Annotated in this window: 8 protein-coding genes, 1 tRNA gene and 3 rRNA genes; 3 read left to right on the forward strand and 9 right to left on the reverse strand. The window is 58.6% G+C overall.

From position 1 onward, the window contains the following. The first annotated feature begins 30 nt into the window (after positions 1-30). Positions 31-531, forward strand: coding sequence for an SRPBCC family protein (locus ACZ5TV_RS00430; RefSeq protein WP_379781082.1), 501 nt, complete (start codon positions 31-33; stop codon positions 529-531). 170 nt (positions 532-701) lie between these two features. Here ACZ5TV_RS00430 and ACZ5TV_RS00435 read toward each other — a convergent pair whose 3' ends face one another. Then, entirely contained in the window at positions 702-1,568 is an 867-nt protein-coding gene (locus ACZ5TV_RS00435) for a DMT family transporter (protein WP_379781088.1), read from the reverse strand. Between the two features lie 141 nt (positions 1,569-1,709). Between ACZ5TV_RS00435 and ACZ5TV_RS00440 the strand changes: the two genes are divergently transcribed. After that, entirely contained in the window at positions 1,710-2,000 is a 291-nt protein-coding gene (locus ACZ5TV_RS00440; protein WP_379781084.1) for a hypothetical protein, read from the forward strand. A gap of 44 nt (positions 2,001-2,044) precedes the next feature. Here the strand turns inward: ACZ5TV_RS00440 and ACZ5TV_RS00445 are convergent, their stop codons facing one another. From ACZ5TV_RS00445 to ACZ5TV_RS00465, 5 genes are all read right to left on the reverse strand, one after another. Then, complete coding sequence (locus ACZ5TV_RS00445; protein WP_379781086.1) at positions 2,045-2,923, reverse strand: hypothetical protein; 879 nt, start codon at positions 2,921-2,923, stop codon at positions 2,045-2,047. Between the two features lie 219 nt (positions 2,924-3,142). Continuing rightward, positions 3,143-3,264 (reverse strand): 5S ribosomal RNA (rrf, locus tag ACZ5TV_RS00450). 147 nt (positions 3,265-3,411) lie between these two features. Continuing rightward, positions 3,412-6,330 (reverse strand): 23S ribosomal RNA (locus ACZ5TV_RS00455). A gap of 236 nt (positions 6,331-6,566) precedes the next feature. Continuing rightward, positions 6,567-6,638, reverse strand: a tRNA-Ala gene (locus ACZ5TV_RS00460). A gap of 180 nt (positions 6,639-6,818) precedes the next feature. After that, positions 6,819-8,289 (reverse strand): 16S ribosomal RNA (locus tag ACZ5TV_RS00465). Together the 16S, 23S and 5S rRNA genes with 1 tRNA gene alongside form the textbook arrangement of a ribosomal RNA operon. 825 nt (positions 8,290-9,114) lie before the next feature. Between ACZ5TV_RS00465 and ACZ5TV_RS00470 the strand changes: the two genes are divergently transcribed. Next, positions 9,115-9,675: a TATA-box-binding protein gene (locus tag ACZ5TV_RS00470; RefSeq protein ID WP_379779055.1), complete on the forward strand. Its 561-nt coding sequence runs from the start codon at positions 9,115-9,117 to the stop codon at positions 9,673-9,675. A 25-nt stretch (positions 9,676-9,700) separates the two neighbouring features. Here the strand turns inward: ACZ5TV_RS00470 and ACZ5TV_RS00475 are convergent, their stop codons facing one another. The 3 genes from ACZ5TV_RS00475 to ACZ5TV_RS00485 all read right to left on the reverse strand — a co-directional run bounded on the left by ACZ5TV_RS00475 (position 9,701) and on the right by ACZ5TV_RS00485 (position 14,903). Further along, positions 9,701-10,906: a Cdc6/Cdc18 family protein gene (locus ACZ5TV_RS00475; RefSeq protein ID WP_379779057.1), complete on the reverse strand. Its 1,206-nt coding sequence runs from the start codon at positions 10,904-10,906 to the stop codon at positions 9,701-9,703. A gap of 843 nt (positions 10,907-11,749) precedes the next feature. Continuing rightward, positions 11,750-12,547 carry a DUF7839 domain-containing protein gene (locus tag ACZ5TV_RS00480; RefSeq protein WP_379779059.1) on the reverse strand — a complete coding sequence of 266 codons (798 nt, stop codon included), beginning with the start codon at positions 12,545-12,547 and terminating at the stop codon, positions 11,750-11,752. Positions 12,548-12,650: 103 nt separating this feature from the next. Then, entirely contained in the window at positions 12,651-14,903 is a 2,253-nt protein-coding gene (locus ACZ5TV_RS00485; protein ID WP_379779061.1) for an NADP-dependent malic enzyme, read from the reverse strand. Positions 14,904-15,160: the final 257 nt, after the last annotated feature.

Consider the following 15,160-nt stretch of genomic DNA (forward strand, 5'->3'; position numbering starts at 1 on the left):
TTTTTGCCCGCTCGGGTCGTATCACTCGGTATGCCGACGTACCGGCGGACGACCCGGATCCCGGCGCCGATCGAGGACGTGTGGGCGTTTCACTCCACCATCGATGGACTGATCGAACTCACGCCGACGTGGATGAACATGCGGATCGCGAGTGTCGAGGGGCCCGACGGAGAGCCCGATCCGGCGGTGTTGTCCGCAGGGTCACGGATCCGGATGTCCGTCGCCCCCTTCGGTATCGTCCCCCGGCAGCGATGGATCTCCCGGATCGTCGAGCGCGAACCCGACGGGACAGACCCTGTCGAGGGAAGTGCCTACTTCGTCGACGACATGATCGACGGCCCGTTCAGGAAGTGGGAGCACACACACGCCTTCTACGCCGACGGCGACGAGACGCACCTCGTCGATACGGTAGAGTACCGGCTCCCCCTCGGCCCGCTCGGCGACGCTGTGGGTCCGCTTGCGAAGGTCGGGTTCGAAGGAATGTTTCGGGACCGCCACACACGTACCGACCGGCGGTTCGGCGGGGAGTAGCCGGACTGCTACGGCACCTACGGAGCGATGCGGCGACACGACGCGGTTCTTTGCGAGCAGCTGGTGTGCTCGGTCCGAGCGAATACTGGTTCGGGCCCAAGAAGATCCCGCCCGTGGCGTGTACGTTGACCGTCGTGAGACGGAACTATCGGTAGTGAGAACGAGCCTGCCTACGTGGTCCCTGACGTCGTTAGATAGATCCCGATGAGAACGATCCCCCCACCGACGACGGTGAACGTAGTGGGTGCCTCCGAGAGGAGGACGAGCGCGAGTATCGTTGCCCCGACCGGTTCACCCAAAAGCGACACCGAAACCACGCTCGATTCCAGGTGAGCAAGCGCCCAATTGATAACGGTGTGACCGAACAGCCCGGGACCGATCGCCAAGCCGGCGAACACGAGCCACTCCCTCGTCGGATACCCGGTGAGGGGATGTCCCTCGATGATGACGATTGCAAGAAGCGAAACCGTACAGACCCCGTAGACGACCACGACATACGGTATCAGTGCGAGGCGCTGTCGCAGGGACCGCCCGGCGAGAACGTAGCCGGCCGCCATCACCGCACCGAACAGGGCGAGCGAGTTCCCGTACAGCGGGTTCGGTCCGACGAGGACACCGCCGAGGAGGTCCCCGAGGGACATCACCGCCATTCCTCCGACAGCGACCGTTATCCCGACAGCGATCCGGCGGGTGACCCGTTCACTGAGCAGCAGCCACGCGCCCAGCGCAACGAAGACCGGCTGCGCCTGAACGAGCGTGACGCTCGCGGCGACACTCGTCCACTCCAAGCTTTCGAACCACGCTGCGAAATGTAATGCCAATGCGATACCGGACAAGGTCGCGAACACGAGGTCCCGCCGACCGATACGGCGGAACTCCTCTCGGTACCGCCACACTGCGACCGGTATCAACGGCAGCGTCGTGAACAGCACACGATAGAACGCCGCCACCGAGCTCGGAGCGTGGCTCCACCTGACGAGGATCGCCCCCACGCTGACTGCGGCAACCGCCATGACGAGCCCGATTTCGGCCGGCATGTACGGGTCTTCGGTACTCGTCGCCACGAAACCCACTTCGACCCACCGGTGCTTACTGCTTTCGACGCCATAGAAGCGCAACGGCTGGGTCGAGCCAGGGAGTTCGGTGCGGCTTTGAGGTGCGCGCGCGAAGGCGACGCTATGTGTGCGGATACCTTCGGCGTCGGCGTCCACGTCACTGACGCGGAGCTCCGGCTGATCGTCCACGTTCCATCGAACATCGACCCCGGATGGACGGATCCAGAGGCGTTTCAGTCACTCGTTGCGGACGCCATGTGGGAGCGTCTCGACAGGGAAGAGGTCCTATCGGGGATCGCAACGGAGCATGAGGCGGGCGACACCGTGACACTCGGAACGGTCACCTTGGAAACCGACGGAACGATTGTCGAGTACAATCTTGAAGAGGCGTTCGACGACGAGGCACGTCAGTGACCCACCGGATCGGTCATCATCAGTCGGCCCGCTTGAGAACGTTCCTACCCGCCGTCCCGATCCTCGTCGACGATGGCCGTGAAGGCGCTACCGATGGCAGCCAGCCGCGCCCGGTCGTACACGGTGAGGTCGTATCGTGTCGGGCCGACAGTCTCGCCCCACACATCGAGTACGTCGAGCGAGACGAGTCCCGATAGCGTCGCACCGAGCGTACGAGGCGTCGTGTCCGGTTCGGAAAGGGCCGCATGGACTTGCTTCGACTGCGGGTAGTTTCGCGAACACGCCTCGATACCACGCTGTGCCTCCGCCCAGTATCGACGAGTGTACCCGAACGTGGTCGGGTCAGTTTGATGAAGCCGCTCCACCGCTGCTATCGCCTCCGGGTCGGTACCCAGCACCCGATCCGCGACATCTCCCAAGGGAACGAGCGACGACACAGTCTCTGGTGTTAACGAGCAGCCAATAGACAGTGACCCACCGAGTCCCGTCGTCACGTCGGCGACCCTCGCTGCGACCTCTCCTGCAGCCATCGCGCCGATCCGCGCTGCGAACGGTTCGAGGTCGTCGATCAGAACCGTCGGCGCCTCGCCTGGAAACTCCGAGAGAGCCTCCGAAACTGAGGTGAAAACGCGATCTCCGTCGGGGTTCGGTCCAAGAACGGAGTACGCAAGGCCGCGATTCGGGACAACGCCTGTCGAAGTGCCGGCAACGGCGCTACGGGAGTGATCGCTCGCCACAATGATAGTCTCCCGTCTCGGTTCTCCCGCTGCCGCGCTCTGCCAACCACGACGCCACTCTTCGAGATCCGTTCCGAACAACACCGAGACAACGTGCTCCGGCGAGGATCGGTCACGAACGGTCGGGCCACCCTCCGTAGCCACCCGTACCGTCACGTCCACGTTGTCCGTCGAGGGAACGGTCATCTTCGTTATTCACTTCATCGAGAAAAGTGATAAACTTACGGGTAAAGTATCAATATTGAGACCAGGAGACGATAGTGGTCGGTCTGTGGTATGCAGATGTAGTTGGTGATACAGAGACTGAGAAGTGAGTCGCTGCCGAGAGCCGTTGCTCACACGTCGAACGTCTGTCGAATCCGTCGTAACCGACGGATCCGGTGGGAGAATTCTCCCATATGAATGGGTGGGCGGCGAACCGCGGTTCCCAGAGGCTCGCGCACTCCAGTACTTCCCGGTACGCTGGTGGGCTTAACTTCCGTGTTCGGAACGGGTACGGGTGTTTCCCCACCGCTATGGCCGCCCTTACGCCGACTCTCGGAATCGAACCGAGACTCTCCGTCTTGAACAGAGAGACTCCTGTGTCGGTGGTCCCGGTCTCTCGACCGGACTACCGTGTTTACGTGCGATCCAGTTACCGCCTGAACTCATGCGAGTGTGGAAGCCAGTCAACCTATGACTGTGGCTTCGGTCTGTTAGTGCTCGTGGACTCAACGCCTCGTTGCCTCGACGCGTACATCCCGAGTCTATCTAACTCGTCTTCTACGAGTGACCTCTACGGTACTTCTTTTCCATGTGGGTTTCGAGCTTAGATGCGTTCAGCTCTTACCCCGTGTCGCGTGGCTACCCGGCATCTGCGCTCTCGCACAACCGGTACACCAGTGGCGACCAAACGTAGTTCCTCTCGTACTATACGTTCGTTCACGTCAAGTACCACAACACCCCCAATAGATAGCAGCCGACCTGTCTCACGACGGTCTAAACCCAGCTCACGACCTCCTTTAATAGGCGAACAACCTCACCCTTGCCCGCTTCTGCACGGGCAGGATGGAGGGAACCGACATCGAGGTAGCAAGCCACCCGGTCGATATGTGCTCTTGCGGGTGACGACTCTGTTATCCCTAAGGTAGCTTTTCTGTCATCTACGGGCCCCATCTCGGAGCCTCGTAGGTTCGCTAGACCACGCTTTCGCGTCAGCGTCACTCGTTGGGAATGACACTGTCAGACCATCTTGTGCTCTTGCGCTCTTCGCCGGATTCCCGACCCGGCTGAGATGATCTTCGGGCGCGCTCGATATCTTTTCGAGCGCGTACCGCCCCAGTCAAACTGCCCGGCTACCGGTGTACTCCTCCCGGAGTGAGAGTCGCAGTCACCGACGGGTAGTATTTCAATGTTGTCTCGGTGGCGTGCTGGCGCACGTACCTGTGTAGTGACTCCTACCTATGCTGCACATCGGCGACCACGTCTCAGCGACAGCCTGCAGTAAAGCTCTATAGGGTCTTCGCTTCCCCTTGGGGGTCTCCAGACTCCGCACTGGAACGTACAGTTCACCGGGTCCAACGTTGGGACAGTGGCGCTCTCGTTTATCCATTCATGCAAGCCGCTACTGAAGCGGCAAGGTACTACGCTACCTTAAGAGGGTCATAGTTACCCCCGCCGTTGACGGGTCCTTCGTCCTCTTGTACGAGGTGTTCAGATACCCGCACTGGGCAGGATTCAGTGACCGTACGAGTCCTTGCGGATTTGCGGTCACCTGTGTTGTTATTAGACAGTCGGAGCGCCCGAGTCACTGCGACCTGCTCCGTCGAGAGCAGGCATCCCTTCTTCCGAAGGTACGGGACTAACTTGCCGAATTCCCTAACGTCGGTTCTCCCGACAGGCCTTGCCTTGCGCTGGCAGTGTACCTGTGTCGGATCTCGGTACGGACATCGTGCTCGTCTTTTCACGGGCCCTATGTACGGCTGACTTGCGCTATCTCACGTTTCGCTCGCTTCGTGCCGTGACGGCGTCCACGAGCTTCCATGATTTGACCGGGCGAAAGCCCGGCTCAGCGTTCCACACGGCGTCGACTTTTATTGCACGATGGCACTGGAATATTAACCAGTTTCCCGTTGATGCAGTCGAGTTGCGGTGCATCTTAGGACCGGCTGACCCTCGGCTGATTGGCAGTGCCGAGGAACCCTTACACATCAGGCCGTCGAGGTTCTCACCCGACTATCGCTGCTACTGTGACCAGGATTGTCGTTACTGAACGGTCCACACGAGTTCTCACCCGTGCTTCCATCCGGACAGTACGCCGACCTACGCGGTTGCCCTGTTACGGGCACGGCCAGGTCTCGGTGGTAGATTTGAGCCCCGATCATTTTGGGCGCCTCAAACCTCGGCCGGTAAGCTGTTACGCTTTTCTTAGAGGGTAGCTGCTTCTAAGCTCACCTCCCGGCTGTTTAGGGCTTGAGACCACCTTCGAATCGCACTTAATCTACACTTTGGGACCTTAACCCGGCTCTGGGTTGTTCCCCTCACGGTACACAGGCTTACCCCGCGCACCGGACTCCCTTCGTCTACAGCGCCTGCGGGTTTGGAGTTCGACAGGATGGCCGACTCCTCTCGGAGGCGGGTCATCCAATCGGTAGCTCTACCCCGCGGGCTACCTCGGAAGAGGTCATGCTTCGACATGTTTCGGTCGGAACCAGCTGTTGCCAGGCTCGATGGGCCTTTCACCCCTATACACGAGTCACGAGAGGATATTGTAGAATACCAACTCTAACAGGCCTCCACGTGGCTTTCGCCACGCTTCACCTTGCTCGCGTATAGATCGCCTGGTTTCGGGTCGTACCCACATGACTCCCCGCGCTTGAACACGGTGGCCCTCACACAAAGTGCTGCGGCCGTATCGGTTTCCCTGCGCCTTCCTCGGTTCACGAGTTAGACTCGCCATGTAAGTACACTCCCTGGGTCGTTTTTCAAAACGCACGACACGACGCCGGCTCGTCTCTTTTCCTACTAGAGAATCGCTTCTCGGTCGTTTCAAGAGACGCCTTGTACGCCCTGTCGCTCGATCGCCAACTGATTTCAGGCCCTATTGCACCGCCCTTCTCGGGGTGCTTTTCAGCGTTCGCTCACGCTACTTGTTCGCTATCGGTCTCGAGGAGTGTTTAGCCTTCTCAGGGGATGCCTGAGGTGTTCACAGAGGATATCCGACCCCTGCTACTCTGGTATTGACGCCAACGGTACTGTCTCATTCTACGGGGTTGTCACCCTGTTTCACGCTCCGTTCCAGGAGACTTCGAATGAGAGCTCGCGTTTTGATTGTCAACCCGAACACCACATTGGTCCGAAGACCTTCGGTTTGGGCTGTGTCGCGTTTACTCGCGGTTACTGACGACATCGCTGTTGCGTTCTTGTCCTCCCCCTACTGAGATGTTTCAATTCGGGGGGTTCCCTATTGCGCGTGGCAATTGTAGACGGATTCCGATTCGGAGATCTCGTGTTCTTTCCCTCCATGCGGGTCCCACGAGCTTTTCGCAGCTTGGCACGTCCTTCATCGGCTCTCGAGCCGAGCCATTCACCAGCTGGCACAGTAGCCAGTAGTGTGTCAAGTGACATAGTGTCACCCGACTGTATATGGTTTACTGACGTTCCACGAACTCGGATGAGTTCAGTGGACGTCTGGATCGCACGTATACACGGTCGTCATCGAATCACCCTGGCGGGGTGTTCGTCGAACCCTTCCCATCCGCGGTTTCCCGGGATGGTGCATCGGTCGTCGTGTTCGATTGGTTCGTCGCCACCCGTATAAGGGGCGCGTTTCGAACCGACCGAACGGACATGGACTCACTGGGATTCGAACCCAGGGCATCCTCCTTGCAAGGGAGGCACTCTACCGCTGAGCTATGAGCCCACCTCCCCTCGTGGGAAGGAGTTGGTGGTCGGTGTGTGTGTGTCGTGTGTGGTGTGAGCCGTGGTAGTTCGTAGGTGCCCGGAATGGCGGTGACGTGGACGTGGACCGTGCGAATGAGTAGTGACCGTCGTGGTGACGGTCGAAAGGTGAGCTCACCCGTGTGGGTGAGTCTCGGGTCTGTGGAGGTGATCCAGCCGCAGATTCCCCTACGGCTACCTTGTTACGACTTAAGCCCCCTTGCGAAGCCCAGATTCGACGCGTGGAACGCGCCTCATCCGGACCTCACTCGGGTGCTTTGACGGGCGGTGTGTGCAAGGAGCAGGGACGTATTCACCGCGCGCTTGTGACACGCGATTACTACCGAATCCAGCTTCATGTGGGCGAGTTGCAGCCCACAATCCGAACTACGATCGAGTTTCTGAGATTACCGTCTCCTTTCGGAGTAGGAACCCTTTGTCTCGACCATTGTAGCCCGCGTGTTGCCCAGCACATTCGGGGCATACTGACCTACCGTTGCCCGTTCCTTCCTCCGTGTTGGCCACGGCAGTCTCCGTACTGTCCCCAACCACTTCGCAGTGTTGCTGGCAAGTACGGATGCGGGTCTCGCTCGTTGCCTGACTTAACAGGACGCCTCACGGTACGAGCTGACGGCGGCCATGCACCTCCTCTCTGTGGCTCGTGGCGAGGTCATCAACCTGACCGTCATTACCACAGTCGATGCTGGTGAGATGTCCGGCGTTGAGTCCAATTAAACCGCAGGCTCCTCCGGTTGTAGTGCTCCCCCGCCAATTCCTTTAAGTTTCATCCTTGCGGACGTACTTCCCAGGCGGCCTGCTTAGCGGCTTCCCTACGGCACAGCACCCACTCGTAGTGGGAGCCACACCTAGCAGGCATTGTTTACGGCTAGGACTACCCGGGTATCTAATCCGGTTCGAGACCCTAGCTTTCGTCCCTCACTGTCGGATCCGTTCTCGCGACGTGCTTTCGCCATCGGCGGTCCGTCCAGGATTACGGGATTTCACTCCTACCCCGGACGTACCCGTCGCGCCTTCCGGTCCCAAGCCGTGAAGTTTCCACCGGACGTCCACCCGTTGAGCGGGTGGATTTCCCGATGGACTTTCACGGCCAGCTACGGACGCTTTAGGCCCAATAAGATCGGCCATCACTCGGGCTGCCGGTATTACCGCGGCGGCTGGCACCGGTCTTGCCCAGCCCTTATTCGGACACCTCCCTAGGGTGTACAAAAGCGTAGGCTCTATGCCTACGCACTTGGGATCCCCTTATCGCACTGTCGTGCAGTGTAAAGGTTTCGCGCCTGCTGCGCCCCGTAGGGCCCGGAATCTTGTCTCAGATTCCGTCTCCGGGTTCTCACTCTCATGACCCGTACCGATTATCGGCACGGTGGGCCGTTACCCCACCGTCTACCTAATCGGCCGCAGCCACATCCTTCGGCGCCGGAGCGTTTGACACACTCGCCATTCCAGGGTGAGTGTGAGATGCACTATTAGCCTCAGTTTCCCGAGGGTATGGTGCTCCGAAGGGTAGTTTGGCCACGTGTTACTGAGCTATTCGCTACGAGTCTGAACTCGTGCAACTAGCATGGCTAAATCGGATCCCAATAGCAATGGCCTCCGGCAGGATCAACCGGAATGAATACCCTCGTACCTGATTCCCGGTGCGAGGGGGGTTATGTTGGCGGGTGTTGACGTAGTGTCAACACACCATTGCATGGTCCAATATGGTGTCCAGTGTCACCGGCGTTCCGGATGACACCGAACTACCAAGGCTCACATCAGATCACCTCTTACGCCGGAGCGCAGCGGGCGTGATCCTCATTGGTCTGAGTCGACGGCTGCCGACTCAGCGAAACCGAACCGGGTTGAACGGCTCGAGTTCGCGGTGCGTTCTTCGCATTCCATCCGAACGTGCTTATACACTTAAGCACGTCGGAACGCTTTGGCCGGCCGATTTCACGGCCGGCGGTGCCCACCTCGACGGGGGCTCTTCGCATTTCATCGGATGGGAGGTGTACGTTTAACTCCGTCGAACGAGAGCCGCTACGTGAGGCAGTTTCATGGGAATTCGGCGCAATGTAAAATCGTGATGGTTGGGATCATACGCCGAGAGGATTCCAGCCAACGGATCGGGGTCGGTACAGAGGTTCTACGGGACACGCTCTTGCGTAGTACATTGTTGATGTAGAGTCTTCTTGCGGTTTCACGCTCTTCGTAATTGAATGAGATTCCAGACTTCAGGCGCTCAAGCGACTGGTTTCTGTTCCGATTCTTCTGAAGCGAGCAATATCAACAATCTGCTTCACAAGAGCGACGGGACAAGTCGACTGGAAAGTCGAGAAGAACAGGTAGTCGTAGGGACCTGGTAACCCATAGAGCAGCAGTGTAAGCCGGTAGTCGGAACCAGAGTCGTTTATACCACGGGCGTTTATAAGGGAGGGGGACACATATAAAAGCGAACGATGACGAACCCTGCAGATTCGATCGAGATCCAGAACGTAGTTGCATCGACGGGGATCGGCCAGGAACTTGATTTGGAAGCGCTCGCGGAGGACCTTCCGGGCGCGGACTTCAATCCGGACAACTTCCCCGGACTCGTCTACCGGACGCAAGAACCGAAGGCCGCCGCGCTGATCTTCCGGTCGGGGAAGATCGTTTGTACCGGCGCGAAAAGCATCGATGACGTGCACGACGCGCTGGGGATCATTTTCGAGAAGCTCCGTGGGCTGCAGATCCCGGTCGAGGAGGACCCTGAAATCACCGTCCAGAACATCGTGTCGAGCGCCGACCTCGGACACAACCTCAATCTCAACGCGCTCGCGATCGGGCTGGGACTGGAGGACGTTGAGTACGAGCCCGAACAGTTCCCGGGACTCGTCTACCGAATGGACGAGCCCGAAGTCGTGATCCTGTTGTTCGGCAGCGGGAAGATCGTTATCACCGGCGGGAAGCGAACGGACGACGCGGAAGGAGCCGTCGAGGAGATCGTCGAACGCATCGAAGGCCTCGGACTGCTGGGTTAAGTTGGACGGCTGGCCCCGTTTGCGCTTACGTGTTTGTTGAGTCCTCGACGAGCACTTCCTTGACGACGCCCGGATCCTCGAGCAGCTGGTGTTTCGTGTAACTCCCTTCCGCGCTTCCGCCGCTGTGTTTGGACTGTTCGATGATGTCGAGGAACGCGTGTTCTTTGAGCAGATCGCGAACGCGACGCAACGAGAGGCTGTCCGACCCCTCCTGACGGCAGATGTTCTCGTATATCTCGTACACGCGGCTGGTTCGGAACCCGTCTTTCCGCTCGTTCGACAGCGAGAGAAGCGCGAGAGCCTGGAGCACGTATCGGGAGTGTGGTGTCGATCCGCGGATGAGCTCACGGAAGCGATCAGTCTCCGCCCGCTCGCGTGCTTGTGTCACGAACTCCTCACGAACCGTCGGTTCGCCGTTCGCTTGCGCGATCTCGCCGGCGTACCGGAGTATGTCGATCGCTTTTCTGGCGTCCCCGTGTTCCCGTGCAGCGAGCGCTGCAGCGCGAGGGATCGTCGAGGGTTCGAGAACGTCGTCGTGGAACGCGTCCGAACGCGCCTGCATGATCTCTCGGAGCTGGTTGGCATCGTAGGGCGGGAACACGAACTCCCGCTCACAGAGACTGGATTTTACGCGTTCGTCCATGCGGTCTTTATACTGGATCTTGTTACTTATTCCGACGACACCGAGTTTACAGTCGGTGATCTTCCCCGCCTCACCCGCGCGTGAGAGCTGCATCAGGATCGCGTCGTCGTCGAGTTTGTCGATCTCGTCGAGGATGATCAACACCACATCGTATCGCTGATCGAGGATCCGCCACAGACGCTTGTAGTAGGTCGAAGTCGAGAGCCCCTTATCAGGGACGTTGATCCCCGTTAATTCGGGATCGTTGACGCCCTCAGCGATCGTCTGAACCGCCTGTGTTTCGGTCGTGTCCTGCGCACAGTCGACGTATGCGAACGTCGCGTTGACTCCCTCCTCGCCCGCGGTCGACACTAGTCGCTTGGAGACGTATTTCGCACAGAGCGACTTGCCGGTCCCTGTCTTTCCGTACAAAAGGACGTTACTGGGGCTCTGTCCGAATATCGCGGGGTTTACCGCAGTAGCGAGATCGGAGATCTCGTCATCGCGGCCAACGATCCGACCTTCTCCGGGAAGGTGGCTGATCTCGAGGAGCTCCTTGTTGGCGAATATTGGATCCTCTCTCGTGAAGAGGTCGTCCGCTGCGTCCATAGATGAGACACCGGGTTTCCGGTGAAATACGTTCTGCTTCGATCGTCGGAGCTCTGTCGAGAGGTAGTTGAGACACACACCGGGTTTCCGGTGAAACGGGGTCCGTGGTGGGTGGCAGTTCACCGGAAACCCGGTGTGGGATCCGATAAGAGCTGAGCAGGGATGGGCGAGAAGCATCCAGTAGCCGTCAGTCGTGATATCAACCACAATCGGTCACAAAGTCGTGCTATCAACCACAATCGGTCACAAAGTCGTGCTATCAACCACAATCGGTCACAACAACGAATACGCGAGTAGCTGATTGCCTACTAAAGAATAGCCACGGTAAAACGAACAGATACGCAGAATACGTCGGTTTTGTCTAGTCAATACGAGCGGATCGTACTGCTTGAAAGCTCGGGTGTATCGGTCTTCCTATCCTATACACGAACGTGGACGCGATTCTATACACAAATCTGAATACATTCTCATATCTAGTAAAATACGACGAAATGCACCTATTAAAATATTAGCCTGCGTCTGACTTAGTGGTCGGTACACAAACAATGTATTTATCGTTTTCTTTTGCAGTACAGCATATGTCGTGTTACAAGAGTAAGACAAGATAGTGAAGATCCGTCTGTAGGCTACCCAGTTCACACCTAACTACCAGAGACTTACCGCCCAACCCGATTTCACCGGAAACCCGGTGTGTCACTGACCACATCACGATAGATACTAGCGACCTACAATTGTTCGAGATCTAGATATCCGACTCGATTCACGACAGCACATGAAGGCCAACAGCACATGACGACCGACAGCACAGAGAATATTCCACTAAATAACACTATCACAAAGGAATTACTCACGAGCTGGGTCGTGAACCTCATATCGGATTCCCTTCTCGCGGAGCTGTGTCGTATGACGTGAAAGCTCGTCGCTTGACACGACCAACAACACGTCTAGTCCCCGTAATGCCGCCTGTGGTACGCCTGTTACGGTACCGAACTGGAGGTCAGGATCGAGATCACTCGAGAGCGTCAGCGCATACGCCTCTGTTCCTGAAACAGCAAGTAGCCCGTTCGAGTCGAGTCGTTCCTCGATAGGGTCAACATTCGGGGAGTCACCTTCGGTCACGACAGGGACTGGAACCACAGTCACCGTTCCTGGGTCGTACTCAACGACACCATCGAAGTCAGTGACACCAACGACATCTCCCGCTGACCCGTTAGTAACGACGACTGCGGTCGCCGACCCCCCTTCCGGGACTGCGTGAAGCACCCCATCCCGCATAGCTAACCCGACTGTATCACCTTCGGACAGATCCCCTGCTGCGATCGCTGCATCTACGTCGACACTACCGAGAACATCGTCGGAAACGTGTGAAACGAACTCCGACAGCGCATCGGTCCGGTTTATCAGCCAGTCCACGCCTTCTTTTGTCACCTCGTATCGGCCACGACCGCCCTTCTCAACGTAACCGATCTCGACCAGTTCACGAACGTACTCACTAACCGCCTGTGAGGTAACACCCAGTTCATCGGCTACTTCTCCCTGGCTAACGGCAGGTTGTCGGGACGCGATTTCGACGAGTACCCGATACTTGCTCGCGTCGCGCTTGTTGTCGAGAACCCGTGGTGCCACGTTCCCGTCGTCCATACCAACTATATTGGTTTTACGAACAAGTACGTTTTGTGTGGTCGGCCCTTCGCGAACTGTGTGGTCGATCCTTTGTGAACTGTGCGGTCGACCCTTCGCGAACCTATTCCTGAGCGTCGACGACGGCTACCCCGCCGAGGTTGACGATGTCTTTCACTTCATCGCCACGCTGGAGGACGTGAACCGGCTGGTCCATCCCCACCAGCATCGGTCCGATGGCTTCCGCGCCACCGAGCCGCTGAAGGAGCTTGTACCCGATGTTCCCCGCTTCGAGGTTGGGGAAGACGAGCACGTTCGCGGCCTCGTCGAGCTCCGAGAACTCATACGTGCCGTTGAGTATCTCGTCCACGACAGCGGTGTCTGCCTGCATCTCCCCATCGACAGGGAAGTCGACCTCGGAGTCGTCATGAAGGATCTCGACCGCGTTTCGGGGTTTCCGCGTCCCTTCGTTATCGACACTCCCGAAGTTGGAGTACGAGAGGACCGCCGCCCGCGGATCGACGTTAAACCGCCGCGCCAGTTCGGCGGTGTGGCGGGTTATCTCCGCGAGCGTCTCCGCGTCGGGGTCCTGATTGACCGTCGTGTCGGCGCAGAACACCACGCGGTTCTTGAACGTCAGCATGTACACGCCAGCGACGGTATCGGTGTCATCGGCGGATCCGATAACCTGTAACGGCGGTCGTAGCGCGGAGGGATAATGATGCGTGAGGCCTGTCAGCATTGCATCCGCGTCACCGGCTTTTACCATAACGCTCCCGAGATAGTTCGTGTCCCGCTGGACCAGTTCGTGTGCCTCACGCTGGGTAATACCTTTCCGCTTCCGAAGGTCGTACAACCGATCCCCGTACGGTGAAACATCACGTTCGGAGGGGTCGACGATCTCAGGCTGGAAGGACAGACCGAGCTCTGTGGCGGTTCGGGTGATCTCGTCCGCGTCACCCAGAAGGACCGGTTCCGCGATTCCCTGTTCGGAGAGCTGATAGGCCGCACGGATCATCTTCTCGTCGGTCCCCTCTGCGAGTGCGATGCGTTTCGGATCGCTTTTGGCCTTGTTCAACACGACTCGCATCATCTCCCGCGACTTCCCGAGGCGTGCCTCAAGCCGCTCGCGATACCGTTTGATATCGATCTCGGTGCGCGCACACTCAGCGTCCATCGCTGCCTGTGCGACCGCAGGCGCGACCTCGAACAGGACACGGGGATCGAGCGGCTTAGGGATGACGTAGTCGGGACCGAACTGCAGGGGGTCGTCACCATACGCCTTCACGACCGCGTCCGGGACGTCTTTACGCGCGAGCTCAGCGAGCGCCGTCGCCGCGGCTCGCTTCATCTCCTCGTTGATCTCGGTTGCACGAACGTCCAGCGCCCCACGGAACAGGAAGGGGAACCCGAGAACGTTGTTCACCATGTTGGGATAGTCAGAACGTCCGGTCGCCATGATGACCGTGTCATCACGAGCGGTCTTCGCGTCCTCGTAGGTGATCTCAGGGTCGGGGTTCGCCATCGCGAAGATGATCGGGTCCGACGCCATCGAACGGACCATCTCCTGGGAGACGATCCCGCCGATCGAGAGGCCGACGAACACGTCGGCACCGTCCATAGCGTCCGCGAGGTCGCCGCCGTCGACGTCGCTGGCGAACTCCTGTTTATACTCGTTCACTTCACCGGCCTCGGCCCTGTCCGTGGTGACGATCCCGGAGGAGTCACACATCGTGATGTTGTCCCGTTCTGCACCGAGTGAGACGTAGAATCGTGCGGTCGCGATGGCGGACGCACCCGCACCGGAGAACACGATCTCGAGTTCGGACAGATCTTTCCCGGCGATGTCGACCGCGTTCATCAGTGCGGCTCCGGAGATGATCGCGGTCCCGTGTTGGTCGTCGTGGAACACGGGGATATCCATCTCCTTGCGGAGTCGCTCCTCGATCTCGAAGCACTCCGGCGCTTTGATGTCCTCGAGGTTCACCCCCCCGAACGTCGGCTCCATCGCGGAGACCGCTTCACAGAACGGGTCGACCGCGTCGATGTCGAGCTCGATATCGAACACGTCGATATCGGCGAACCGCTTGAACAGGACCCCTTTGCCCTCCATAACGGGTTTCGACGCCGACGGGCCGATATCACCGAGCCCGAGAACTGCCGACCCGTTGGAGACGACGGCGACGAGGTTCCCCTTTGCCGTGTACTCGAAGACGGACTCCGGTGACGCCGCGATGTCGCGGCAGGGCGCGGCAACGCCCGGCGAGTAGGCCAACGAGAGGTCCCGTTGTGTGTTCGTCGGTTTCGTCGTGGATATCTCTATTTTTCCCGGTGGATCCGCGCGGTGGTACTCACGCGCGTCGTCGTCTAATCCCATGGGTGACCCCTTTCGTGAACGGAGTAAAAAACTACCTATGGCCGTCGAAATCCAACTTCGACAGTCGTCTAAGCCACGACGATGTCAGCTGATCCAGGCAGCCCAAACATCCCGCCCCGTCGCGCTAGAACGAACAGGAGTCTGAAGAATAGCATATCGGTCTGAAGGATAGCATATCGGTCTGAAGGATAGCATAACGGTCTGAAGGATAGCATAACGGTCTGAAGGATAGCATAACGGTCTAAAAGAGAGAACGT

The organism is Halorubrum tibetense (assembly GCF_055396225.1).

Excerpts from the sequence above, each read along its gene's own strand:
- ACZ5TV_RS00485 (WP_379779061.1), bottom strand. The coding sequence starts at position 14,903 with ATGGGATTAGACGACGACGCGCGTGAGTACCACCGCGCGGATCCACCG.
- ACZ5TV_RS00430 (WP_379781082.1), top strand. The coding sequence starts at position 31 with ATGCCGACGTACCGGCGGACGACCCGGATCCCGGCGCCGATCGAGGAC.
- ACZ5TV_RS00445 (WP_379781086.1), bottom strand. The coding sequence starts at position 2,923 with ATGACCGTTCCCTCGACGGACAACGTGGACGTGACGGTACGGGTGGCT.
- ACZ5TV_RS00440 (WP_379781084.1), top strand. The coding sequence starts at position 1,710 with ATGTGTGCGGATACCTTCGGCGTCGGCGTCCACGTCACTGACGCGGAG.
- ACZ5TV_RS00480 (WP_379779059.1), bottom strand. The coding sequence starts at position 12,547 with ATGGACGACGGGAACGTGGCACCACGGGTTCTCGACAACAAGCGCGAC.
- ACZ5TV_RS00475 (WP_379779057.1), bottom strand. The coding sequence starts at position 10,906 with ATGGACGCAGCGGACGACCTCTTCACGAGAGAGGATCCAATATTCGCC.
- ACZ5TV_RS00470 (WP_379779055.1), top strand. The coding sequence starts at position 9,115 with ATGACGAACCCTGCAGATTCGATCGAGATCCAGAACGTAGTTGCATCG.
- ACZ5TV_RS00435 (WP_379781088.1), bottom strand. The coding sequence starts at position 1,568 with ATGCCGGCCGAAATCGGGCTCGTCATGGCGGTTGCCGCAGTCAGCGTG.